This window comes from Brevundimonas sp. (assembly GCF_036402095.1).
Classification (GTDB): Bacteria; Pseudomonadota; Alphaproteobacteria; order Caulobacterales; family Caulobacteraceae; genus Brevundimonas.
In genome coordinates, this window is the sequence record NZ_DASWTO010000110.1 from 1 (window position 1) to 20,421 (window position 20,421).

The 20,421-nt window shown below is 69.2% G+C and carries 21 protein-coding genes; 8 read left to right on the forward strand and 13 right to left on the reverse strand.

The window, feature by feature from the left end; all coding sequences use genetic code 11:
* Positions 1–2,047 (reverse strand): S9 family peptidase (locus tag VGD32_RS08045; RefSeq protein WP_331031377.1); only part of this gene is annotated, 2,047 nt, incomplete at its 3' end.
* Between the two features lie 94 nt (positions 2,048–2,141).
* Here VGD32_RS08045 and VGD32_RS08050 point away from each other — a divergent pair.
* Positions 2,142–2,942 carry a serine protease gene (locus VGD32_RS08050; protein WP_331031378.1) on the forward strand — a complete coding sequence of 267 codons (801 nt, stop codon included), beginning with the start codon at positions 2,142–2,144 and terminating at the stop codon, positions 2,940–2,942.
* Between the two features lie 358 nt (positions 2,943–3,300).
* Here the strand turns inward: VGD32_RS08050 and VGD32_RS08055 are convergent, their stop codons facing one another.
* Positions 3,301–5,085 (reverse strand): acyl-CoA dehydrogenase, encoded by a 1,785-nt coding sequence (locus VGD32_RS08055; RefSeq protein WP_331031379.1) that lies wholly within the window; start codon positions 5,083–5,085, stop codon positions 3,301–3,303.
* A gap of 128 nt (positions 5,086–5,213) precedes the next feature.
* On the opposite strand from VGD32_RS08055, the gene VGD32_RS08060 reads away from it, so the two are divergent.
* From VGD32_RS08060 to VGD32_RS08070, 3 genes are read left to right on the forward strand one after another with little or no spacing between them, the layout of a single operon-like run.
* A complete protein-coding gene (locus VGD32_RS08060) occupies positions 5,214–5,765 on the forward strand; it encodes a cytochrome b (protein WP_331031380.1) in 552 nt (183 codons plus the stop codon).
* Positions 5,762–6,319, forward strand: a complete 558-nt coding sequence (locus VGD32_RS08065) for a YceI family protein (protein ID WP_331031381.1) — start codon at positions 5,762–5,764, stop codon at positions 6,317–6,319. Before VGD32_RS08060 ends, VGD32_RS08065 begins: the two co-directional genes overlap by 4 nt.
* The gene (locus VGD32_RS08070; protein WP_331031382.1) at positions 6,256–7,233 is read left to right on the forward strand and encodes an L-threonylcarbamoyladenylate synthase; all 978 of its coding nucleotides are present in this window, start codon (positions 6,256–6,258) and stop codon (positions 7,231–7,233) included. Before VGD32_RS08065 ends, VGD32_RS08070 begins: the two co-directional genes overlap by 64 nt.
* Before the next feature lie 24 nt (positions 7,234–7,257).
* On the opposite strand, the gene VGD32_RS08075 is transcribed toward VGD32_RS08070, so the two are convergent.
* The 4 genes from VGD32_RS08075 to VGD32_RS08090 form a co-directional block, all read right to left on the reverse strand.
* On the reverse strand, positions 7,258–8,718 hold the full coding sequence (locus tag VGD32_RS08075) for a hypothetical protein (RefSeq protein ID WP_331031383.1): 1,461 nt from the start codon (positions 8,716–8,718) through the stop codon (positions 7,258–7,260).
* Between the two features lie 91 nt (positions 8,719–8,809).
* On the reverse strand, positions 8,810–9,658 hold the full coding sequence (locus VGD32_RS08080; protein WP_331031384.1) for a 3-hydroxybutyrate dehydrogenase: 849 nt from the start codon (positions 9,656–9,658) through the stop codon (positions 8,810–8,812).
* A 65-nt stretch (positions 9,659–9,723) separates the two neighbouring features.
* Positions 9,724–10,494: a peroxide stress protein YaaA gene (gene yaaA, locus VGD32_RS08085; protein ID WP_331031385.1), complete on the reverse strand. Its 771-nt coding sequence runs from the start codon at positions 10,492–10,494 to the stop codon at positions 9,724–9,726.
* 81 nt (positions 10,495–10,575) lie between these two features.
* On the reverse strand, positions 10,576–11,403 hold the full coding sequence (locus VGD32_RS08090; protein WP_331031386.1) for an NAD(P)H-hydrate dehydratase: 828 nt from the start codon (positions 11,401–11,403) through the stop codon (positions 10,576–10,578).
* A gap of 119 nt (positions 11,404–11,522) precedes the next feature.
* On the opposite strand from VGD32_RS08090, the gene VGD32_RS08095 reads away from it, so the two are divergent.
* The 3 genes from VGD32_RS08095 (at position 11,523) to VGD32_RS08105 (ending at position 16,009) form a co-directional block, all read left to right on the forward strand.
* Entirely contained in the window at positions 11,523–11,861 is a 339-nt protein-coding gene (locus VGD32_RS08095; RefSeq protein ID WP_331031387.1) for a P-II family nitrogen regulator, read from the forward strand.
* Between the two features lie 72 nt (positions 11,862–11,933).
* A complete protein-coding gene (glnA, locus tag VGD32_RS08100; RefSeq protein WP_331031388.1) occupies positions 11,934–13,340 on the forward strand; it encodes a type I glutamate--ammonia ligase in 1,407 nt (468 codons plus the stop codon).
* Between the two features lie 125 nt (positions 13,341–13,465).
* Positions 13,466–16,009, forward strand: coding sequence for a hypothetical protein (locus VGD32_RS08105; RefSeq protein WP_331031389.1), 2,544 nt, complete (start codon positions 13,466–13,468; stop codon positions 16,007–16,009).
* Positions 16,010–16,022: 13 nt separating this feature from the next.
* Here the strand turns inward: VGD32_RS08105 and VGD32_RS08110 are convergent, their stop codons facing one another.
* Genes VGD32_RS08110 through VGD32_RS08125 form a run of 4 tightly spaced genes read right to left on the reverse strand, consistent with a single transcriptional unit; the run spans position 16,023 to position 17,995 of the window.
* Positions 16,023–16,304, reverse strand: coding sequence for a hypothetical protein (locus tag VGD32_RS08110; RefSeq protein WP_331031390.1), 282 nt, complete (start codon positions 16,302–16,304; stop codon positions 16,023–16,025).
* 55 nt (positions 16,305–16,359) lie between these two features.
* The gene (tatC, locus tag VGD32_RS08115; protein ID WP_331031391.1) at positions 16,360–17,244 is read right to left on the reverse strand and encodes a twin-arginine translocase subunit TatC; all 885 of its coding nucleotides are present in this window, start codon (positions 17,242–17,244) and stop codon (positions 16,360–16,362) included.
* Positions 17,241–17,747: a Sec-independent protein translocase protein TatB gene (gene tatB / locus VGD32_RS08120; RefSeq protein ID WP_331031392.1), complete on the reverse strand. Its 507-nt coding sequence runs from the start codon at positions 17,745–17,747 to the stop codon at positions 17,241–17,243. The genes tatC and tatB overlap by 4 nt, the downstream gene beginning before the upstream one ends.
* Positions 17,748–17,776: 29 nt before the next feature.
* Entirely contained in the window at positions 17,777–17,995 is a 219-nt protein-coding gene (locus VGD32_RS08125) for a twin-arginine translocase TatA/TatE family subunit (RefSeq protein WP_331031393.1), read from the reverse strand.
* A 103-nt stretch (positions 17,996–18,098) separates the two neighbouring features.
* Here VGD32_RS08125 and rnhA point away from each other — a divergent pair, with 103 nt between their 5' ends.
* A complete protein-coding gene (rnhA, locus tag VGD32_RS08130; RefSeq protein WP_331031394.1) occupies positions 18,099–18,539 on the forward strand; it encodes a ribonuclease HI in 441 nt (146 codons plus the stop codon).
* Here the strand turns inward: rnhA and VGD32_RS08135 are convergent.
* The 3 genes from VGD32_RS08135 to VGD32_RS08145 all read right to left on the reverse strand — a co-directional run bounded on the left by VGD32_RS08135 (position 18,536) and on the right by VGD32_RS08145 (position 20,388).
* Complete coding sequence (locus tag VGD32_RS08135) at positions 18,536–18,910, reverse strand: hypothetical protein (RefSeq protein WP_331031395.1); 375 nt, start codon at positions 18,908–18,910, stop codon at positions 18,536–18,538. The genes rnhA and VGD32_RS08135 overlap by 4 nt on opposite strands.
* A complete protein-coding gene (locus VGD32_RS08140) occupies positions 18,907–19,305 on the reverse strand; it encodes an NfeD family protein (protein WP_331031396.1) in 399 nt (132 codons plus the stop codon). Before VGD32_RS08140 ends, VGD32_RS08135 begins: the two co-directional genes overlap by 4 nt.
* Positions 19,306–19,368: 63 nt before the next feature.
* Positions 19,369–20,388: an SPFH domain-containing protein gene (locus tag VGD32_RS08145; RefSeq protein WP_331031397.1), complete on the reverse strand. Its 1,020-nt coding sequence runs from the start codon at positions 20,386–20,388 to the stop codon at positions 19,369–19,371.
* Positions 20,389–20,421 lie beyond the last annotated feature (33 nt).

Sequence of the window (20,421 nt, forward strand, 5' to 3'; positions counted from 1 at the left end):
TCTCCGGCTCCCAATAGGTCACGCGCGGGTCTGACAGGCCGCCGGTGGCCAGCACGGCCGGATAGGCCTTCGCCTCGACCTGGTCGTAGGGGCTGTAGCTCATCATGTAGTCGTAGGCCTCGGGGTCCTCGATCGGATTGCCCCACTCCGGCCATTCCGGCGGCGTCAGCGGCAGGGAGGTGTCGCTCATGGTGTTGATCACGTCGACGAACGGCACCTGGCCGATGATCCCGGCCCACAGGTCGGGACGCATGTTGTTGACCGCCCCCATCAGCAGGCCGCCGGCGGATCCGCCCTGGGCCACGATATGCCCGGCCCTGCCATGACCGGTCGAGATCAGGTGCTCCGCCGCCGCGATGAAGTCGGTGAAGGTGTTCTTCTTGGTGAAGCGGCGGGCGCTGAGGAACCAGTTCCAGCCCTTGTCCGAGCCGCCACGGATGTGGGCGATGGCGTAGATCCAGCCGCGGTCGACCAGCGACAGCCGGTTGGTCGAGAAGCTCGCCGGCATGGGGATGCCGTAGCTGCCGTAGCCGTAGAGCAAGAGCGGGGCCGAACCGTCGACCGGCGTCGACTTGCGGCGCAGCACCGTCACCGGCACCAGCTCGCCGTCCGCCGCCGGAGCGTTCAGCCGCTCGACGACGTAGTCGGCCGGATCGTGGCCCGACGGCACCTCCTGCACCTTGCGCAGGGTCCGCTCGCGGGTCGCCAGGTCGTAGTCGTAGGTCGAGGTCGGCGTCGACGGCGAGTTGTAGCCGTAGCGCATGACCGTGGTGTCGAACTCCGACGCCCCGCCCAGCGACAGGGAATAGGCGGGTTCGTCGACGGCGATTTCGTGCTCGGCGCCGGCCCGGTCGCGGATGATGATGCGGGTGTTGGCGTCGGCCCGCTCCTGACGGCCGATATAGTCCTTCACCAGCGCCACGCCCTCGATGTAGCGGCCGGGCGTGTGCGGGACGAGGTCCTTCCAGTTCGCCTTGCCCGGGGTCGCGCTCGGGGCCTCGACGATCTTGAAGTCGATGGCGTCGTCGGCGTTGGTGCGGATCACCCAGCGGTCGCCCCAGTGGTCGGCGTCGTACAGGCGCGCCACCTGCCGGGGCTCGAGCACGGACGGCGTCGCGGTGAGGTCGGACGCCGGGATGATCCGCGCCTCGGAGGTCTCCTGATTGGCGATGGAGATGACCACGAAGGCGTCGTCGGCGGTGCGGCCGACGCTGATGAACATGCCCTCGTCGGTCTCCTCATAGACCAGTGAGGTTTCGCCGCCGCGCGCGGGGCGTCGGAAGATCTTGTCGGGCCGGCCGTTGTCGTCGCGGTTGGTCCAGAAGATCCACCGGCTGTCGGGCGAGAAGGTGAAGTTCCCGGTCGCCGAACCGATCGGATCGGGCAGGACCGCGCCGGTGGCCAGGTCCTTGACGAAAATCTGGTGCACCTCCGAGCCCTGCGCGTCCTCGGCGTAGGCGAACAGGGCGTGGTCCGGGCTGTGTTCGGCGGCGCTGACCTCGGAGTAGGCCTTGCCGGCGGCGAGAGCGTTGGCGTCCAGAAGCTCCTCGACGCGTCTGACCGGCAGCAGTCCGGGGTTGGCGTCTCGCTCGGCCCGGCTCGGGGCCCGGGTCCGACGCATGAAGCGCGGGTGCTGGTCGCCGGTCTTGTACTCCGTGTAGTACTCCCAGGGGCCGTCCGGCGACGGCACGGAGCTGTCGTTCTCCTTGATGCGGCCCTTCATCTCCTCGAACATCTGCGCCTGCAGGGGGAGGGTCGAGGCCATCATCGCCTCGCGGTAGGCGTTCTCGGCGGTCAGGTGCTCCTTGACGTCGGCCTTGATCAGGGTCGGGTCGCGCAGGACGGCCTGCCAGTTGTCGTCCTTCATCCACTGATAGTCGTCGACCCGGACCCGGCCCAGCTGTTCGATCCGCACCGGGATCTTCTTCGCGACGGGCGGGACGGGGGCGGTCTGAGGCATCGAGGCTCCGGGGACGCGGGCGTGGACGGGCAGGGCGGTCGCAGCGAGGGCGGCCGAGGCGGTGGCGAGCAGGTCGCGGCGGTTCATCGTATCAGGCCCCCGATGGCGAATTGGACGCGGACCTTGTGCGAGCGACCCCGCCGCCGTCAAATGAACAAACGGCCACGGCGACATCCCGCTCATGTTCGACCTGCAACTCCCCCCTGAGCCCGCCGCGGCGCTGCCGGCCCCCGCCTGGGACCTGACCCTCGGCCTGGTCGCGGCCACGGTGCAGCTCGACCAGCGCAACGGCGAGCGGCCCACCCGCCGGGTCGGGACGGGCTTCCTGATCGACGCCCCGCGGCCCGACGGGTCGCCCCGCACGGTGCTGGTCACCGCCCACCACGTGCTGAACGGCATGCCCGAGCCGGAGGCCCGGATCGGCTGGCGGGTCGAGATGCCAGGCGGGGGCTGGAAATTCGCGCCGGAGCCGCTGCGCATCCGCGAGGAGACCGGCGACCCTCTGTGGGTCCGCCACCCCGAGCGCGACATCGCGGTGATGGAGGTCTCGGCCCCGCCGGCCTTCGCCCGCGCCGCCGTCCCGCTGGGCTGGCTGGCCGACGCCAACGCCCTCGACGCCTGGCAGGTCGGGCCGGGCGACGAGCTGCTGACGCTCGGCTATCCGCACGGCTATTCGTCGAACACCGCGGGATTTCCGATCCTGCGCGTCGGCCGGGTCGCCTCCTGGCCGCTGACGCCCGTCACGTCCTTCCCGGTCTTCCTGCTCGACTTCCCGGTCTTTCCCGGCAACTCCGGCGGCCCGGTGTTCTGGACTCCGGCGGCGCGCAAGGCGCCCGGCGCGTTCCAGCCCGAGCATCCCTTCATCGCCGGCGTCCTGGTGTCCGAGGTCCGCCCCGGAGACGATCCGCTCGGCATCGGCGTGGTCGCCCACGCCGTCTATGTCCGCGAGGCCATCGCCCTGCTGGACGCGCCCTCGCCCTAGACATCGCAGGGGACGACGGCGCGCGGAGCGGGTTTTACCCGGGTGCAATCTGAAAAATCGGGGGGGCGGCGTCGGCGGAGTCGGCAAAGCCGCTGCTGCGAGTGCAGGAAAACCGGGGGGCAGAGTCGGCAGAGTCCACACGACGGACGCGGGGGGCCGGGGACCGGTGCAGGGCGGGGGCGGATTCGATTGTCAAAGACCCGCGCCTGATCAAGGACGCGGGGATCAGTATACGGTCGCGGCTTTATCAGGCGGGCAGATTGCCGCGAAAAGCCCGCAAGGTGTTGATCGGAAGAGGTTTCGGTCGCGAAACTGTGCTGACAATCCGCGAAAGGCCAGCACTGAGGCCCGGGCCGACCTATCCCGCCAGCACGTTCACGCTCATCCGCTCCAGCAGATCGCCGCCCTGCCCGACCGCGGCCAGCCGGCTGGAGACGTGGCCCAGCACATTGGCGGCGTAGACCTCGTACAGGGTGATCCGTCCCTCGAGCCACGCGGGATCGCCTTCGCCCGCGTCGATAATCGCCCGCGCCGCCAACGCGCCCCTGGCCAGCATCCAGCCGCCCACGACGTCGCCGAGCAGCTTCAGATAGGCGTCGGCGCCCGCCAGCACGTCGGCGGCGCGGGCGGCGTCGGTCTTGGCGTCGAGCAACCACAGGGTCGCGTCCTCGACCGCCTCGACGGCGTTGGCGAACCGCTCTACCGGCTTGCCTGAATAGAGCCGCGGCAGCAGCGCCAGCGTCGCCTTCATCTCCAGAATGAGATCACGGGCCGACTGGCCGCCGTCCTGACCCAGCTTGCGCCCGACCAGGTCCATGGCCTGGATGCCGTTGGTCCCTTCGTAGATCGGGGCGATGCGGGCGTCGCGGTAGTGCTGGGCCGCTCCGGTCTCCTCGATGAAGCCCATGCCGCCGTGTACCTGCACCCCCATCGAGGCGACCTCGACGCCGACGTCGGTCGACCATGCCTTGGCGATCGGGGTGAACAGGTCCTCGCGGCCCTTCCAGCGGCGGCGTTCCCCGTCGGTGGCCGCGTGCTTCGCCAGATCGGCGGCCACGCCCGTCGACAGGCAGATCGCCCGGGCGGCGGCGATCTTCGCCTTCATCACCGACAGGGTGCGCCGCACATCGGGGTGATCGATGATCGGGGCGTTGGCCTCGCCGGTCCAGGCCGACCGGCCCTGCCGCCGCTCCCGCGCATAGTCCAGCGCCTGCTGGTAGGCGCGCTCGGCGACGCCGACGCCCTCGACCCCGACCGCCAGCCGGGCCGCGTTCATCATCACGAACATATGGGCGAGGCCCTGATTGGGCTGGCCGACCAGTTCGGCCGTCGCCCCCTCATAGGCCATGACGCAGGTCGGCGAGGCGTGGATGCCCAGCTTGTGCTCGATGCCGACGGGGCGAAAGGCGTTGCGCTCGCCCAGCGTCCCGTCCGGCTTGACCAGATATTTCGAGGCGAGGAACAGGCTGATGCCCTTCGGCCCGGGCGGGGCGTCGGGCAGGCGGGCCAGCACCATGTGGACGATGTTGTCCGTGGCGTCGTGATCGCCCCAGGTGATGAAGATCTTCTGCCCCGTCAGGGCATAGGTCCCGTCGCCGTTCGGGACCGCCGTCGCTGTCAGCGCCCCGAGGTCCGATCCCGCCTGCGGCTCGGTCAGCACCATGGCTCCGGTCCATTCGCCCGAGACCAGTCTGGTCAGATACGTCGCCTTCTGGGCCTCGGTCCCGACCGCCTCCAGCGCCTCGATCGCGGCCAGCGACAGCATCGGGCACAGGCCGAAGGCCATGCATGCGGCATGGACCGTCTCGTAGGCCGCCAGCTCCAGCGCCTTGGGCAACTGCTGCCCGCCCGCGTGCGCCGGGGCCGACAGGCCGGTCCAGCCGCCCCCGGCGAACTGGCGGTAGGCGTCGGCGAAGCCCGGCGCGGCGGTCACGGCGCCGTCGACGTAGGTCGAGCCCTTCTGGTCGCCGATCCGGTTCAGGGGCGCGAGCACGCCTTCCGAGAACTGGCCCGCCGCTTCCAGCACCGCGGCCAGCAGATCGGCGTCATAGTCGGGAAAGGCCCCGGTCGCGGCCACGGCGTCGACGCCCGCCACCTCGGTCAGGGTGAAGATCAGCTCGCGGACAGGCGCGCGGTAGGTCATCGGCTCGGCTCTCGAAAACGTGCGGACGTTCATGCCGCCTTGCCGCCGCGTCAGGCAAGGCGCGGCTTGGCGAACCGCGTCGTCTGGGCCAAGCTGACGGTTCTACGTTTCGAAGAGGGAGGAAGCCCGTGGCCGAGCCGCGCAACCGCTATTCGACCGTGTCGCTGGTCCTGCACTGGCTGATCGCCGCCCTGGTGGTGACCCAGATCCTCTTGATCTGGGGCCATGAGGCGACGGAGGGGGCGACCTCGCGCGAGTTCGTCAACATCCACAAGTCGGTCGGCCTGAGCATCCTGGTCCTGACCCTGATCCGGCTGGGCTGGCGCATCGCCAATCCCGCCATCCCGCTGCCCGACACGACGCCGCGCTGGCAGAAGCTGACCGCGCGGGGCACCCACGTCCTGTTCTACGTCTTCCTGATCGCCATGCCGCTGGTCGGCTGGGCCGCGTCCTCGGCGGCCGGGCGGGACATCCTCTGGTTCGGCCTGTTCGAATGGCCGGCCCTGCCGATCGGCGGCGGCCGTGAGACGGCGGGCCAGTTGATGGACCTGCACGAACTGGCGGCCAAGCTGCTCATCGCGCTTGTCGTGCTGCATATCCTCGGGGCGCTGAAGCACCACTTCATCGACCGGGACAACGTCCTGCACCGGATGATCCCGCTGATCCCGCGCCGGCCATGAGACGGCGCGCCGTCCTGCTCGGCGCCCTTGCGGTCCTCGGGCTGGGCGGTTCGGCCGCGCCCGAGCCGTGGACGGTGCTGCGCGAGGCCTCGACCATCGAGATGTCGGTGCGAGCCTTCGGCGGCTCGCATCGCGGCCGGTTCGACGACTGGCGCGGCGACATCGCCTTCGACCCGGACGCGCCGTCGCGCACCAGCGCCACGGTGGTGGTCCAGACCGGCTCGCTGAAGATGAACCCCGCGGCGGTCACCGGCCGGGCCGTCGGACCCGCCTTCCTCGACGCGCGGCGCTATCCGGTCATCCGCTTCGAGCTCCGCTCGCTCGAGGCGCTGGGCGGCGAGCGCTACTCGGCCCATGCCGATGTCACGATGAAGGGCCGCACGCGCCCCGTGACCTTCCCGCTGGACTTGCGAGTCACCGGCGACCGGGCGCATCTGACGGGCGCGTTCACGCTGGACCGCACGGATTTCGGCATAGGAACCACAGGCGCGTGGAACAGGATGATCGGCCGCGAGGTGACGGTGCGGGTGGCGCTTCAGGCCCGGCGCCAGTAGGCGCGACAGACGCGCAGGCGGCCGAGGCGCTGGCCGCCGGCGGCCTCGTCATCCTGCCGACCGAGACGGTCTACGGCCTCGCCGCGGACGCCGGGAACGCCGCCGCTGTCGCGGCTATCTTCGAGGCCAAGGGCCGGCCCCGCTTCAATCCGCTGATCGCCCACGTCGCCGACGCCGTCGCGGCCGAGGCGATCGCCGTGTTCGACGACCGCGCCCGCGCCCTGGCCGAGGCGTTCTGGCCCGGGCCCCTGACCATCGTGGCGCCGGTGCGCGACCGCGAGCGGGTCTGCGACCTCGCCCGCGCCGGTCTCGACAGCGTCGCCGTCCGCGTGCCGGGGCACGTCCGCGCCCGCGCCGTCATTTCCGCCTTCGGCAAGCCCGTGGTCGCGCCGTCGGCCAACCGCTCCGGCCGTCCCAGCCCGACGACCTTCGAGGACGCGCTGGAAGAAACCGGCTTCGCCGCCGCCGACGCCGTCGACGGCGGCCCCTGCGCGGTGGGGGTGGAGAGCACGGTGGTCTCGGTGCTCGACGGCCGCGTCGCCCTGCTGCGGCCGGGCTCGGTGACGCGCGAGGAGATCGAGGCCGTGGTCGGGCCGCTCGACCGGGGCGGGGAGGGGCATCGCTCGCCGGGGCGCACGGCGCTCCACTACGCCCCGGACGCGCCGGTGCGGATCAACGCCGCCTCGGCGGGGGAGGGTGAAATCCTGCTCGGCTTCGGCCCCGGGGTCGGCGACCGCCGCTGGAGCCTGAGCCCTTCGGGCGATCTGCGCGAGGCGGCGGCCAACCTGTTCCGGATGCTGCGCGAGGCGGACCGGGAAAGGCCGGCGGGGATCGCGGTGTCGCCGATCCCGGCGCACGGGCTGGGCGAGGCGATCAACGACCGGCTGAAGCGGGCGGCTGGGTTTGTGGGGTAACGGGCCGCCGTCGCTTCCGTGCTGTCAGTGCGGCAGGGTCGCCACCCAGGCCTCGAGCGCGGCTGTGTCGCTCATGTCGCCGTCGAAGCGATGGACAGGCATGACTGACTGGTTATGCCCCCGCTCGCGGCCAATGTAGTATTTCATCGGCACAGACATCCGGCCCAGGCCGCTGGGCATCTCGACGCCGCGGGTTTCCATATAGATCGTGTCAGCCCCGGTTTCGCGCCCGATCGGCGTGGCGCCGAGGCGAACCCATAAGTCCACTGCGTCGAGGCAGGCGGACATGCAGGCCTCGTCGGTCAGCACCAGCACCTTTCCGGTCGGCGGATGGTAGGGCGGCGCCTCGACGTCCGGGGCCGAAGCTACGTTGACGCTGGGCTCGATCGCCCAGCGATCATCGCCTCTCGCGATGGCCGCCTCCAGTCCGGCGATGGAGTTCCGATACCACTCCCTCATGTCGGCCGAGAGATTGCCGTTCGCGTCGCGCTGCTCGAGATCGTCGCGCAGAGCCTGCACATTGCCCTCGGACGCCCTCCAGACGACGGTCATCGGCGGTTCCGGCGCGCGCCGGAAGGCGTCGGCGCCCCACAATGTCTCCGCGATCTGGTGCGACCATCCTGAGGAACCGCCCCCGTTCCCGCGGAGATCGAATACGATGGCCGGCGCCTGGCGCATGGCGTCGGCCTCCGCTGCGATCTGCGAGACGAGCGCGCCCAGAGCCCGTCCGGCGTCGCTTTCCGGGTTGCCGCTGAAGGTCGGGAGGGTGACCCAGTAGCTGCCGTCACCCAGGCGCCGCATCCCCATCGTGAGGCGCAGGGGCTCCGGGTACAGGTCGTAGCGGGAATGGAAGTCGGCGCCGCCCGGGCGCCATTCGAGATCGAGCGCGAGCCTGCCGCCGTCCGTTTCGAACACGCAATTCTGGATCGACCGGACATAAGGGTCGCCGGTATCGATCATGACCGACGCGCCGAACAGGGCGCGTTGGGAGGCCAGCTCCCAACGCCCGAAACGGGCGCCCTGGCGATCGTCACCGATCTGGAAGGCGTCGCGCCCGTCACACGACACAATGTGAGCGCCGACAGGGACCCCGGACCATGCCTCAGCCCGTGTGACGATCAGCCCTTTGTCGCCGTCATCCCGTGCGATGAAGCCCGGCCACTTCACCTCGAGGTCGGGCGTGGAGCCGTAGACTCCGAACCCGAGGTGACCGTCGTCGAAGGCCGCAAGGTAATGCTGCAGGGCGTAGAAATAGTCCCCGAAGCTGTCGGCCGCCTCGGCCCGCTCCAGCGCCAATCGGTATTGCCCATCGTTCAGCGCGCCGAAATGCGGGTCATCCGGATTCGCCATGCCGGGATGGCTGGAGGCGATGGCGTCATGCATCGCACTCGCGTCTTTCCGCAGCGTCTCACCCCAGTCCACGACAGTCGGAACCTGCGCCGACGCCACGCTCACCGAGGCGATGAGGACCATCCAGAGCGACATAGTGCGCACCCCCTACCTTCGCAGCATAGGGTTTCATGGCGCTTCGCCAAGACGGAATGGCGACGGCGGACCGGCCGACGTCTCCCGCCGCCTACTGCGCCGTCCAGCCGCCGTCGATCGAGAAGCTGGCGCCGTTGGCCGAGGCGCCGAGGTCGCTGACCAGATACAGCATCATCCCCGTCAGCTCGTCGGTGGTGACGAACCGCTTGGTCGGCTGGGAGCCGAGGATGACGTCCTTCAGCACCTGCTCCTTCGACATGCCGCGCGTGCGGGCCTGGTCGGCGATCTGCTTCTCGACGATCGGCGTCTCGACATAGCCGGGGCACAGGGCGTTGCAGGTGATGTTGTCCTGAGCCAGCTCCAGCGCCACCGTCTTGGTGAAGCCGATGACGCCATGCTTGGCCGCGACATAGGCCGACTTGAACGGGCTGGCGACGAGGCCGTGGGCCGAGGCGACGTTGATGATCCGGCCGCGTCCCTGGGCCTTCATGATCGGGATCGCCGCCCGCGTCGCATAGAAGGTCGAGGACAGGTTGATGGCGATGATCTGCTCCCACCGGTCGGCGGGGAATTTCTCGACCGCCTCGACGTGCTGGATCCCGGCGTTGTTGATCAGGATGTCGACCCGGCCCAGCTGGTGCTTGCCGTAGGCGACCATGTCCGCGACCTCGTCGCCGCGCCGCATGTCGGCCGCGTGGTAGCGCACCCGCACGCCGCAGCTGGCCTCGAGCTCGGCCCGGGTGCGTTCGATCTCCGACGGGTCGCCGAGGCCGTTCAGCACCACGTCGCCGCCGCGCGAGGCGATGGCGCGGGCGAAGGCCAGGCCGATCCCCGACGTCGAACCCGAGATCACCGCCACCTGACCCTTCAGGTCGCCGATGTCGCGGAAGGGCGCGTTCCCGGCTTCCGAGCCGTCACCGCGTTTGGGCCACTGGAACATTGATGTCTCGTCCGTCTGCGTCTTGGATCAGCCTAACGGTTCGCGTCTGCGAAGGCGACAGGCCGTCACGAATTTCCTGATCTGATGAATATCCAGTCGGCGGCGGTCGATCCAGCCTTGTCGAACCGGTAGCCGTCGCGGTCGAAGGCCTTGAGATCCTCGGCCCGCTCGATCCGCTCGTCGATGGCGAAGCGCGCCATGCCGCCCCGGGCCTTCTTGGCGAAGAAGGAAATGATCCGGCTCTCGCCGTCCTTCGCCTCGCGGAAATGCGGCGTCACCACAGGCAGCTTCAGCGCCCTCGCGTCGACGGCGCCGAAATATTCCTGGCTGGCGAGGTTCACCAAGGTCGGGTCGGCCATGCCCGCGGCGTGGGCGTTGAGGCATTTCGAGATCCGGTCGCCCCAGAAGTCGTAGAGGCTGGCGCCACGCCGCGTCTTCAGCCGGGTCCCCATCTCGAGCCGGTACGGCTGGATCCGGTCCAGCGGCCGCAGCAGGCCGTACAGGCCCGACAGGATGCGGATGTGGTCCTGGGCGAAGGCGAGGCCGGCTGCGTCCAGTTCGCGCGCCTTCAGCCCCTCGTAGACATCGCCGGCGAAGGCGAAGGCCGCCTGCACCCCGTCCGCCGAGTCGGCGTCGAAGGCCTGGAAGCGCTCGCGGTTGAGCCGCGCCAGGTCGTCGGAAATGCCCATCAGCCGGCGCAGCTCGGCCACGGTCCGGGCGCGCGCGGTGCGGGCCAGGGAGGCCGTGTCCTCGCGGAAGCGCCGCTCCGACGCGGGAAGGGCGGGGTCGGCTTCGGTGAAATCCAGCCGCTTGGCCGGGGACAGGACGATCAGCAAGGCGGGACTCCGGCGGCGGGGACGCCCCGAATAGGCCGCTTCGACGACGAATTGAACCGGGCGCCGGGTCGCGCCCCGCGGTCAGCCGGTGCGTTGGTACAGCGCGGCCAGCACCGCCGGCAGACGCTCCGGCAGATCCTCGGCGATCAGCCCGGGCCCGATCCCCCGCGCCGCCTCGGCGTGCAGCCAGACCGCGGCCCGCGCCGCATCGAAACTGTCCATCCGCTGGGCCATCAAGCCGCCGATCATCCCCGCCAGGACGTCGCCCGTCCCCGCCGTCGCCAGCCACGGCACGCCATTGCCATTGACTGAAATGCGTCCGTCCGGGGCGGCGATCACCGTCGCCGGCCCCTTCAGCACCACGACCGCGCCGGCCCGTTTCGCCGCCTCGGCCGCCGCCGCCTCCCGTCCCGCCTCCAGCAGGCCCGGGAACAGCCGCCGGAACTCGCCCTCGTGCGGCGTCAGCACGTCGTCGCGGTCGAGCACGTCGAACAGGTCGTCCGGCCAGCCCTCGAAGACCGTCAGCCCGTCGGCATCGACCACCAGGGCCGCGCCGGTGACGGCCAGGGCGCGCACATGGGCCTGGGTGGCCTCGGTCACGCCCGCGGCGGGCCCGATGACGACGGCGTCCATCCCCGCAGCCGCCTCGCCCAGAGCCTCGGGCGAGCCGAACGGGGTCAGCATGATCGCCTCGATCGCCGGGGCGATGACCGCCGCGGCGTCCGGCGGACACAGGATGCGCACAAGGCCCGCGCCGATACGCAGTCCGCCCCGCGCCGCCAGCCGCGCGGCCCCCGTCTGGGTCGCCTTGCCGGAGACCACGCCGAGGCGTCCGCGCGCGTGCTTGTGCGCCTCCGCGCCGGGCCACGGGAAGCTGTCGCGCCAGTCGGGCAGGGAGGACCCGGTCACCGCGGCGGTTCTCCGTTCACGGATGGCGAAGGCCGCTGAAAAAGGCTTGCCTTATTGTGCAATGCAATGTCCCTTTACCGCCCGAGCGCGAGGCGTATTAAGCCCGCCTGGGATCGCTGATGAAAAAGATCGAAGCCGTCATCAAGCCGTTCAAGCTGGATGAAGTGAAAGAAGCGCTCCAGGACGCCGGAGTGCAAGGCATGACCGTGCTCGAGGCCAAGGGATACGGCCGTCAGAAGGGTCATTCCGAACTCTACCGCGGGGCCGAATACGTCATCGACTTCCTGCCCAAGATCAAGATCGAGGTGGTGGTCCCCGACGACATGGTCTCGTCGGTCGTCGAGGCGATCCAGGCGGCCGCCCGCACCGGCAAGATCGGCGACGGCAAGATCTTCGTGTCCGACGTCCTCGACGTCATCCGCATCCGCACCGGCGAAACGGGGGCCCAGGCCGTCTGACCGCCAAGACCACCGGCCGCTCCCCCAGGGCGGCCGTTTCATTTCCTCCCCCAAGAAACGGACCCCTCGAAGATGAGCGCGAAGAAAATCCTCTCGGAGATCAAGGAGAAGGACGTCAAATACGTCGACCTTCGCTTCACCGACACCAAGGGGCGTATGCAGCACGTCACCTTCGACATCGACCTGGTCGACGAGGAGTTCCTTGAGGACGGGACCATGTTCGACGGCTCCTCGATCGCCGGCTGGAAGGCGATCAACGAGTCCGACATGCTGCTGAAGCCGGACCTGAACGGCTGGTGGATCGACCCCTTCTATCAGCAGACCACCCTGTTCCTGTTCTGCGACGTGCTGAACCCGGACACGGGCGAGCCCTACAACCGCGACAGCCGCTCGATGGCCAAGAAGGCCCTGGCCTATGTGCAGTCCTCGGGCGTGGGCGACACGGTGTATTTCGGCCCGGAAGCCGAGTTCTTCATCTTCGACGACGTGCGCTGGTCCACCGCGCCGCATGACACCGGCTACACCTACGATTCGATCGAGCTGCCGGCCAACACGGGCTCGGAGTATTCCGAGGGCAACATGGGCCACCGCCCGGGTCACAAGGGCGGCTACTTCCCGGTCAATCCGACCGACAGCGCCCAGGACCTGCGCGGCGAAATGCTCGGCGTCATGCGCGACCTGGGCATGCAGCCCGAGAAGCACCACCACGAGGTCGCCCCGGCCCAGCACGAGCTGGGCCTGAAGTTCAGCGACCTGCTGACCATGGCCGACCGGACCCAGCTCTACAAATACGTCATCCACAACGTCGCCGCCGCCTACGGCAAGTCGGCCACCTTCATGGCCAAGCCGACCTTCGGCGACAACGGCTCGGGCATGCATGTGCACCAGTCGATCTGGCGCGACGGCAAGCCGCTGTTCGCGGGCGACAAATACGCGGGCCTGTCCGACCTCTGCCTCTGGTACATTGGCGGCATCATCAAGCACGCCAAGGCCATCAACGCCTTCGCCAACTCGACCACCAACTCCTACAAGCGCCTGGTGCCGGGCTATGAGGCGCCGGTGAAGCTGGCCTATTCGTCGCGCAACCGCTCGGCCTCGATCCGCATCCCGTGGGTCAATTCGCCCAAGGCCAAGCGCATCGAGGCCCGCTTCCCCGACCCGATGGGCAACCCCTATCTGACCTTCGTGGCCCTGCTGATGGCCGGCCTCGACGGCATCGAGAACCGCATCGATCCGGGCGCGCCGGCCGACAAGAACCTCTACGACCTGCCGCCGGAAGAACGCGGCAACATCCCCGAGGTGTGCGGCTCGCTGAAGGAGGCGCTCGACAGCCTCGACAAGGACCGCGCCTTCCTCAAGAAGGGCGGCGTCATGGATGACGACTTCATCGACAGCTACATCGAGCTGAAGATGGAAGAGGTGATGCGGCTGCAACTGCACCCGCACCCGGTCGAGTTCGACATGTACTACAGCTGCTGATCGACAGCCGGGGCTGACGATCGAAGGGCGCCGCACGGAAAACCGCCGGCGCCCTTTTCCTTGCGCGAACGACGCAATCCCGCCTCAAGTCAAGGTCACGCTTCCTGCAACTGTGGGAGGTGGTGATGTGGAAGCAAGGCGCGATCTCGATGGCGGTGCTCGCCGCATTGGCGGCCACTCCCGCCCGGGCCGATCCGGCCGGGGATTGGGCGTTCTTTCTCGACAACAGCTATAGCCAGCACAGCGAGGCGGACGAAAACAGCTGGGAGGACCAGCTCTTCCGCGAGGGTGAAACCTACGGGCGCGGCGAGGCGGTGGCCAGATGGGCCTCACAGGTCGGTCTGCCCGGCGCGGCGGCCGAGCGCTATGCCGACGCAATCATCCGTTCGGTCGTCGCACGCGAAACGTGCGTCACGGTGTCCGCCTGTGATTTCTCGCCCGGCGGCGAATGGAGTCGATCGGTCCTGCAGCCCGCGCTGGAGGAGCCGACTGGCGAGTTGCTCTGGGTGATCGGTCAGAACATCGGCTCCGATCCCGCGCCGATCTCTCCCGCGATTTTCAGCGCTCTGATCGACGCCCATCCCCGCAGGACCGAACTGCTCGCGCGGCTTTACCGCTACTCCGGTCGCCTTCCGTTCCTGGTCGCGCTCGTCGTCGAGGATCCGCGCGATCCGACGGCGCTCGCGGCGCTCAGGAGCAGTGGCGCGGGCGTGGACGGTGGCCCGATCAATTGGGACGGCGGGGTCCTCGCGGTGCTTGAAGATGCGTTGGGCCGCCTCGCCAACGGGGGCGCCGAACCCGCGGAACAGGCCGTGTACGCCCAGGCCATCCTGGCGCGATATTTCCAGCTGGGACTGACGGACGAGGGGCTGGCCACATGGCGCGCCTATTCTCCGGCCCTGAAGGCGGAGCTGCCGCTTCAGTTTGAAGGGTGCGCAGCCCGAAGCGACAGTGACGACTGTGTCGGCCTGGACGCCTCCGAAGTTCTATCGAACGGGCTTCTCGCGGCGCTCTGGCTGGATGGCGATCGGACAGGCGCGGAGGCGTGGCTGGCCCAGGTCGAGCGCCGCATGGGAGACAGCGAGGTCTGGTCCGCCTTCCAGGAGCATGCGGCGCTTCGTGAGGGAATCCGGCGGTCCGTGCCGGACGCAGATCTGTTCGACCTGTATACGGCCGGCGCGCCCCGGCGCGTTCCGGTCGAGGACCACAGTCTGTCGGGCGAAGGGTGGCTGTTTCAGCGTTTCGACCCCGCCACGCGAACGATCGTCAGCCAGCGGGCGCGCGACGCCGGCTACCCGTCGATCGCGGAAACGATCGCCACCCGCGAGCCCTACTATCGGGACGCCGACAGTCTCTATGACGGCAATCTCGATGAGATGGCTTCGATATTGACCCATGTGGCCGACCGCCGCGCGGAGCTGCGCGCCGCCATCGACGCCGCCTGGACGGCGCAGGGCGGGGATTTCAACAGTCGTCGCCAGGCGCCTGAACCGGCGAAGATTCCCGTGGCGTGGATCGAGTCGGCGTTGCCTGCCGGAGTACCGACATGGATCGAGCCCGAGGAGCCGGCTCCCGCGGCGGTCAGTCCGGTGGACGCCTCAGGGCTGGAGGCCGTTGAGGCCGCCCTGCCGGAGGAAGTCCCTGAGGCTGAACTGTCCGGGGAGGGCGATCCGGCGCTCCTCGACGGGGGCGACGACTTCGAGCGCGACTTTATCGAAGCTCCGGCGCTGGACCTCCCCGCGGGTCTGGAAGCTCCGGTCCATCCTGCGGGTGTCGTGCGCATCGACAGGAATGGCGACGACGTCGTGTTGCTGTACCAGTCAGCCGAGTACGACTTGCCCGGCGAGATTCCCGCGTTCGGCCTGTGGCTGATCCGGACAGAGAATGGAGGCTGGACCGAACCGGTGTACCTGGGCCTGCAGCAGTACTTTCCCTATGTCGCCACGCCGGCGTCAGCCCTCCCGATGGTGGAAAGCGGGCGGGTTCGCATCGAGGTGCAAGTTCGGGAGATCGACCCGCGCACGATCACCTTCCCCCCTGTCGGGCTGGGTTATCTGCGGCGCGAAGACGGGCGGGTCATCGAGGCGAGCCTGACGGATCTGGTCCGCGACACGGACGGCGACCGACTGACGGACATCGCCGAGGACCGGCTGGGGCTGGATTCGGAAAATCCGGACATCGACGGCGACGGCCTTCCCGACGGGACCGATCCCGTGCCCCTGGCCAGCGGGGCGAATGTTTCGACACCCGCGCGGCAGGCCCTGGCGCTGGCCATCCTGAAGCAGGTCGTCGGGTACGAGGCGGCCGCTATCGTCGTTGCCCCGCGCGAGGTGGTTACGGACGAGCTGGATGTTCTGTCCGCCTTGGGCGAATCGCCGCCGCACCCGGCATCCGCCCTGCCACGCACGGTCATTCTGGTCGGGGATCCGACCCTGTTCGCGGGTCTCGACCTGCCGTTCCGGCTGCTTGTCTATACACCCGAGCAGGCGCGGGGGCTGGCGACCGGCGCACCCTTCTATCCGCCGTCGATTTCGGTCTACTCGTCGCTCGACCAGCGGCGGCATCTCGTGGAATGGTCGGCTTCGTGGGTCGGAGGCCAGTTCCTGGTCACATGCCCCGATAACGGGGGAGCGTGCGAGGTCCAGGTGAAGCAACAGTGGATCACCTGAACCCCGCTCTCGCCTAGCGGTTGGTCGTCTCGACCTCGATGCCGTCTTCGCCGGCGCGGACGGTGGTGCTGTCGCCGTCGCGCTTTTCGACCACGACGGGCGGAGTCGGGACGGGCACCTCGCGCTCGACCACCACCGGGTCGGCCGGGACCTCGCGTTCGATGATCGTCGTATTGGTGTCCGTGGCGGCGGTCTCGGCGGCCGTGTCGGCGTCGTCCTCGGCCGGGGTGCAGGCGGCGGCCGCGAGCGCCATGGCGCTGACGGAGGCGATGGCGGCGATTCGAAGAATTCTCATGGCGGGCTCCTGAAGGGGACCCGGGCCAAACGGTCACGCTGCCGCGGGGTTCCGGTCAGGCCGCCGCTTCCGCCGCGTCCGCCGCCCTTCGCCGCAGTTCGATCAGCCGTACGCACCAGATCGAGATTTCGTAGAGCAGCACCAGCGGGATCGCCAGCATCAGCTGGCTGATCGGGTCGGGCGGGGTGACGATGGCCGCAACCACGACCACGCCGACGATGGCGTAGCGGCGGCCCTCGGCCATGACCTTCGAGGAGATGATCCCGGCCAGCCCCAGCAGGGTCATCACCACCGGCAGCTGGAAGCACAGGCCGAAGGCCAGCAGCAGCGCCGTGACGAGGTTCAGATAGTCCGACACCTTGGGCAGAAGCTCGGCCGAGACGCCTCCGGCGGTGATCTGCTGGCTCAGCGAGAACCACATGACGAACGGCAGCATGACGAAATAGACGAGGGCCGCGCCGAGCAGGAACAGCAGGGGGGCGGCGACCAGGAAGGGCAGGAAGGCGCCCTTCTCGTTCCGGTACAGGCCCGGCGCGACGAATTTGTACAGCTGCCAGGCGAGGACAGGGAAGGCGACGACGATGGCGCCGAACCCGGCCAGCTTCATCTTGGTGAACAGGATTTCCAGCGGCGCCGTGTAGATCAGGTTGACCATCTGGCCGTCGACGACCGGCAGCGGCTTCAGCCCCGCGGTGCCGAGGATCAGATCCACCGGCGACACATGGCCACCGGGTCCGACCGCGGTGTGGAAGGCGGCGGCGGCGGCGAACGGCTTGACCAGGAAGATGTACAGCGGCTCCGAGAAGGCGAAGCACAGGATGAAGCCGAGCACGAAGGCCACGACGCAGATCACCAGCCGCCCGCGCAACTCGATCAGGTGATCCATCAGAGGCGCGCGCGACGCCTCGATCTCGGCCTCGTCCCGCTCCAGCCGGCTCACAGGTCAACCGCCTTCTTGCGCGCGGCCCGCGGTTTGGCCGCGGCGGGTTTCTTCCGGGCGGCGGTGGCGCGCGGCGCCGCCTTGCGCGCGGCCTTGGGTTCAGGGGTCGAGGGCGCCGCGGGCGCCTCAAGCGGCTCCATCACCGGCGCGCTGTCCGGCCACTCGTCCGGCGCGGTCAGGGCGGGATCGGTCGCGGACGTCAGCAGCGGCTTGCTCAGGTCGTCGCGGATGTCGCGGAAGGCCGCGTCGGCCTCGGCCCCGAGCGGGACCATCTGGCCGGTGCGCAGCGCCTCGACCTCCTTGCGCAGCTCGTCCAGTTCGGACTGCCGCGCCATCTCGTCGAAGCTCGAACGGAACTCGTTGGCCATGGCGCGGGCCCTGGCCATGACCTTGCCGATCTTGCGCATCAGCACGGGCAGGTCTTTCGGCCCGACGACCAGCAAGGCCACCAGTCCGATGACGAGGATTTCAAGCCCGCCGATGCCGGGACCAAGTCCACCCATCCGTCAGGGTCTCCGACGCGAATGAGGGCTTACGACTTCAGGTCTTCTTTTTCGGCTTCGGTGCGCGGCAGGGCGCCAGCGCGCTCGTCCTTGGGCTTGTCGCCGTCCGTGTCCTTGAGGCCGTCACGGAAGGCCCTCACGCCCTTCGCGGCGTCACCCATCAGGCCCGACAGCTTGCCGCGGCCGCCGAACAGCAGCAGCACGATGATGGCGACGATGGCCCAGTGCCAGATGCTGAAAGAACCCACGAGATATCTCCTGTTCCGGGCCGCCTGGACCCGCACAAACTGTTGCGTCGCATATAGGCCGTTCAGTGGCGCGACGCCAAGCGAACCTGTTAGGGACGCGCCTATGAGTCACGTGATCATCCACACCGACGGCGCCTGCCGCGGCAATCCCGGGCCCGGGGGCTGGGGCGCCGTGCTTCAGACCGGCGGCGGTCACGAGAAGGAGCTGTGGGGCGGCGAGCCCCTGACCACCAACAACCGCATGGAGCTGATGGCCGCCATCATGGCGCTGGAAGCCCTGACGCGCCCCTGCCGCGTCGATCTGCACACCGACAGCAAATACGTCATGACCGGGATCACCGAATGGATCCGGGGCTGGAAGGCGCGCGGCTGGAAGACCGCCGATAAAAAGCCGGTCAAGAACGAGGACCTGTGGAAACGTCTCGACGCCGCCCGCGCCCGCCACGAGGTCAAATGGCACTGGGTCAAGGGCCACGCCGGCCACGAACTCAACGAACGCGCCGACGGTCTGGCGAATCGCGGGATCGACGATCCGAAGGGCTAGGGCTGGGCGTAGAGGCCGTAGACCGGGCGATCCGGATTCGTCAGGTCAAGGGTCAGCCACATTCCGCCGTCCTCCATGCAGACCGGCGCGGTCAGGACCCGGCTGTCGGGCGCCTCGGGTGAGAGCCCGCCCTCGAAGGCCGACGACGGGCCGCGGCCGTGCATGATCTTCTGCAGCAACCATGTCCCATTCGTCCGGTATTCCACCCCGGAGCGGTCGCGGCCGGTGCAGCCATCCTCGTCGCAGTCCGCCGAGACGAACCGCGCGTCGTCGGAGCGCACGGTCTCGTCGAAGCGGATGTCGCCGAAACGGTCGGCCTGGGCCAGCGGCACGCAGGCCGCCAGCGCCGCCGCCGCGTGGACGGAGATCATGCCGCGCGCACCTTCAGCTTCGGCCCGTCGATGCCCTCGACGATCACGCTCTCGCCGACCATCGGGGCCTCGCCCTCCAGTTCGGCCGGCCATTCGGCGCCCGAGACGAACACGCGGCCGCGGCCGTCGGTGAAGGCCTGCACCACCTGCGCCCTCTGGCCGATCAGCCGTCCGTCGCGGGCGTTGATGTCGGGGCTGTCCGACGGATTGACCCGCTGGATCAGCCTTCGCGACAGCAGGGTCGCCGCCACGGTCAGGACCGCGAACAGCAGCACCTCGCCGGGCAGGCCCAGCGGCAGGCCCAGGGCGGTGGCGACCGCCACCACCCCGGCCGACACGGCCGGCCACAGCAGCCACTCGGTCGAGAAGGCGGCCTCGACGGCCAGCAGGATCACGCCGATGGCCAGCCAGATCCAGTAGGGCTGCGCGGCATGGAGATCGATGAGCGCGTCCCTGGTCTAGGTCCCCGGAACCGAGCCGCCGCCCCGGGGCGGACGGGGCGGGCGCAGCGCGGTGGGAGCGCCGCCGGCGGCGGGCGCGGTGCGCACGTCGGTGCGGCTCTGCTGCTGCTCCTTCGCCAGGCCGACCAGCTCGCCCAGACCGGCGATCGTGCCCACCAGACCGGACATCTCGGCCGGGACGATGACGGTCTTGGCGGTCGGATTGCGCGCCAGTTCGGCAAAGGCCTCGACGTAGCGCTGGGCCACGAAATAGTTGATCGCGTTGACGTCGCCGCGGGCGATGGCCTCGGACACCATCGCCGTGGCCTTGGCCTCGGCCTCGGCCTCGCGCTCACGCGCCTCGGCGTCGCGGAAGGCGGCCTCGCGCCGGCCCTCGGCCTCGAGGATGGCCGCCTGCTTGGCGCCCTCGGCGCGGGTGATGGCGGCCTGTTTCTCGCCGTCAGCCTCGGTGACCACGGCGCGGCGCTCGCGCTCGGCCTTCATCTGCCGGGCCATGGCGTTGGTGATGTCGGCCGGCGGGGTCAGGTCCTTGATCTCGATGCGGTTGGCCTTGACGCCCCACGGCTCCGTCGCCGCGTCGATGACGTGCAGCAGGCGGGTGTTGATGGCGTCGCGCTGGCTCAGGACCTCGTCCAGCTCCATGGAGCCGACCACGGTGCGCAGATTGGTCATGCACAGCTGCGAGATGGCGTAGGGCAGGTCGTCGACCCGGTAGGCGGCCCGGGCCGCGTCCATCACCTGGATGAAGACGATGCCGTCGACCTTCACCACGGCGTTGTCCTTGGTGATGACCTCCTGGGTCGGGACGTCCAGCACCTGCTCCATCATGTTCATGCGCCGGCCGATGCGGTCGACGAAGGGCGTCAGCAGGCTGATGCCCGGGGTCAGGGTGCGGGTGTATTTGCCGAACCGTTCCACAGTGAATTCACGGCCTTGCGGAACGATCTTCACGACGCTGAACAGCAGGATGAACGCCAGGACGACCAGCGCGCCGACGAAGAGTGTGGAAAAGTCCATCAATGCCTCCCTATTCCCCTCAAGGTTATCACC

Coding starts and splice junctions, on each gene's coding strand:
- VGD32_RS08075 (WP_331031383.1), bottom strand. CDS start 8,718: ATGTCGCTCTGGATGGTCCTCATCGCCTCGGTGAGCGTGGCGTCGGCG.
- VGD32_RS08095 (WP_331031387.1), top strand. CDS start 11,523: ATGAAAAAGATCGAAGCCGTCATCAAGCCGTTCAAGCTGGATGAAGTG.
- VGD32_RS08055 (WP_331031379.1), bottom strand. CDS start 5,085: ATGACCTACCGCGCGCCTGTCCGCGAGCTGATCTTCACCCTGACCGAG.
- VGD32_RS08080 (WP_331031384.1), bottom strand. CDS start 9,658: ATGTTCCAGTGGCCCAAACGCGGTGACGGCTCGGAAGCCGGGAACGCG.
- VGD32_RS08145 (WP_331031397.1), bottom strand. CDS start 20,388: ATGGACTTTTCCACACTCTTCGTCGGCGCGCTGGTCGTCCTGGCGTTC.
- glnA (WP_331031388.1), top strand. CDS start 11,934: ATGAGCGCGAAGAAAATCCTCTCGGAGATCAAGGAGAAGGACGTCAAA.
- tatB (WP_331031392.1), bottom strand. CDS start 17,747: ATGGGTGGACTTGGTCCCGGCATCGGCGGGCTTGAAATCCTCGTCATC.
- VGD32_RS08050 (WP_331031378.1), top strand. CDS start 2,142: ATGTTCGACCTGCAACTCCCCCCTGAGCCCGCCGCGGCGCTGCCGGCC.
- VGD32_RS08135 (WP_331031395.1), bottom strand. CDS start 18,910: ATGATCTCCGTCCACGCGGCGGCGGCGCTGGCGGCCTGCGTGCCGCTG.
- VGD32_RS08105 (WP_331031389.1), top strand. CDS start 13,466: ATGTGGAAGCAAGGCGCGATCTCGATGGCGGTGCTCGCCGCATTGGCG.
- VGD32_RS08110 (WP_331031390.1), bottom strand. CDS start 16,304: ATGAGAATTCTTCGAATCGCCGCCATCGCCTCCGTCAGCGCCATGGCG.
- VGD32_RS08065 (WP_331031381.1), top strand. CDS start 5,762: ATGAGACGGCGCGCCGTCCTGCTCGGCGCCCTTGCGGTCCTCGGGCTG.
- rnhA (WP_331031394.1), top strand. CDS start 18,099: ATGAGTCACGTGATCATCCACACCGACGGCGCCTGCCGCGGCAATCCC.